Raw genomic sequence first — 1,913 nt, 5'->3', positions numbered from 1 at the left:
GAAGTCCCGCGCCAAGGAGCGGATCTTCTCCTTCCGCGCGCCCGGCCACCGCTGGGACCCCAAGCGCCAGCGTCCGGAACTCTGGAACCTCTACAACACGCGGATCAACAAGGGGGAGACCATGCGCGTCTTCCCGCTGTCCAACTGGACCGAGTTGGACATCTGGCAGTACATCTACCGCGAAGACATCCCCATCGTGCCGCTCTATTTCGCCAAGGCGCGCCCCGTGGTCGAGCGTGACGGCGCGCTGATCATGGTGGATGATGAGCGCATGCCGCTCCAGCCGGGTGAGAAGCCGGAGATGCGGGTGGTCCGCTTCCGCACCCTCGGCTGTTATCCCTTGACGGGCGCGGTCGAAAGCCCGGCCGACAGCCTCGCCGAGATCGTCGCCGAGACCCTGGCCGCCAAGACCTCGGAACGTCAGGGCCGGGTCATCGACCACGAAGGCTCCGGCTCCATGGAGCGCAAGAAGCAGGAGGGCTACTTCTGATGGCCGACTCCGAACCCATGACTCAGCCTGAGATCACGGCGGACAGCGTCGAAGAATACCTGAAGGCCCAGGACGACAAGGGGCTGCTGCGCTTCATCACCTGCGGCTCGGTCGACGACGGCAAGTCGACGCTGATCGGGCGCCTCCTCTACGAGACCAAGCTGATCTTCGAGGATCAGCTCAAGACCCTGGAAGCCGAGTCGAAGAAACTGGGCACCCAGGGCGAGAAGCTGGACCTGGCGCTGCTGGTGGACGGCCTGTCCGCCGAGCGCGAACAGGGCATCACGATCGACGTCGCCTACCGTTTCTTCGCGACCGAGAAGCGCAAGTTCATCGTGGCCGACACGCCCGGACACGAGCAGTACACGCGCAACATGGCGACCGGCGCCTCCACCGCCGAGGTGGCTGTCATCCTGATCGATGCGCGCAAGGGCGTGCTGACGCAGACACGCCGCCACAGCCGCATCGCCTCCATGGTCGGCATCCGGCATGTAGTGGTGGCGATCAATAAGATGGACCTTGCCGGCTACGACCAGGCGGTTTTCGAGGAGATCGCCGAGGAGTACCGCGCCGCCGTCGCCGAGCATGACTTCGCCAGCATCACCTGTATCCCGCTCTCCGCGCTGGAGGGCGACAACGTGATCGCGCGCAGCGAACGCATGGCCTGGTATGACGGCCCGACCCTGCTGGACTACCTGGAGAGCGTGCAGGTCGGCGAGGCGGCCTCCGAGAGCCGCTTGCGCATGAGCGTGCAATGGGTCAACCGGCCCAACCTCGATTTCCGCGGCTTCACCGGGCGCATCGGCGCCGGGCGCGTGCGCAAGGGGGACAGCGTGCGCGTCCTGCCTTCCGGGACCACCACGACGGTGGAGCGCATCGTCAGCTATGATGGCGATCTGGAAGAAGCCGTCGCCGGTCAGTCCGTGACCCTGACGCTGGCCGAAGAGGTGGATGTCAGCCGGGGCGACGTCATCGCGGCGGCGGACAACCCGCCGGAAGTGGCCGACCAGTTCGAGATAAAGCTGCTCTGGATGCACGAGCACGCCATGCTGCCGGGCCGCAGCTACGTGGTGAAGATCGGCCGCCGCAGCGTCAACGGCACCGTGACCGAGATCAAGCACCTGGTGGACGTGAACAGCGGCGCGCACCTCGCGGGCAAGCAGGTGCCGCTGAATGGCATCGCCGTGGTCAATGTCTCCTTCGACCGAGAGGTGGTCTTCGAGCCTTACGAGCGGAACCCCGACCTCGGCGCCTGCATCTTCATCGACCGCATGACCAACGAGACGGTCGGCGCCGGCATGATCGAATTCGCGCTGCGCCGCGCCTCCAACATCCATTGGCAGGCTCTGGCGGTCGACAAGCAGACCCGCGCGAGCCTCAAGCACCCGACGGCCCGCTGTCTATGGTTCACCGGTCTTTCCGG

The 1,913-nt window shown here is 65.8% G+C and carries 2 protein-coding genes; both read left to right on the top strand.

Annotated elements, in window-relative coordinates; translation table 11 throughout:
* Positions 1 to 490 (top strand): sulfate adenylyltransferase subunit CysD (cysD, locus tag P8X75_15260; GenBank protein ID MEJ1996539.1); only part of this gene is annotated, 490 nt, incomplete at its 5' end.
* Positions 490 to 1,913 (top strand): sulfate adenylyltransferase subunit CysN (gene cysN / locus P8X75_15255; GenBank protein MEJ1996538.1); only part of this gene is annotated, 1,424 nt, incomplete at its 3' end. The genes cysD and cysN, both read left to right, overlap by 1 nt.

The sequence above is a fragment of the Limibacillus sp. genome, assembly GCA_037379885.1.
GTDB lineage: Bacteria > Pseudomonadota > Alphaproteobacteria > Kiloniellales > CECT-8803 > JARRJC01.
The sequence above is the reverse complement of the archived record's forward strand: the minus strand, read 5'-3'. Positions and strand labels throughout refer to the sequence as shown.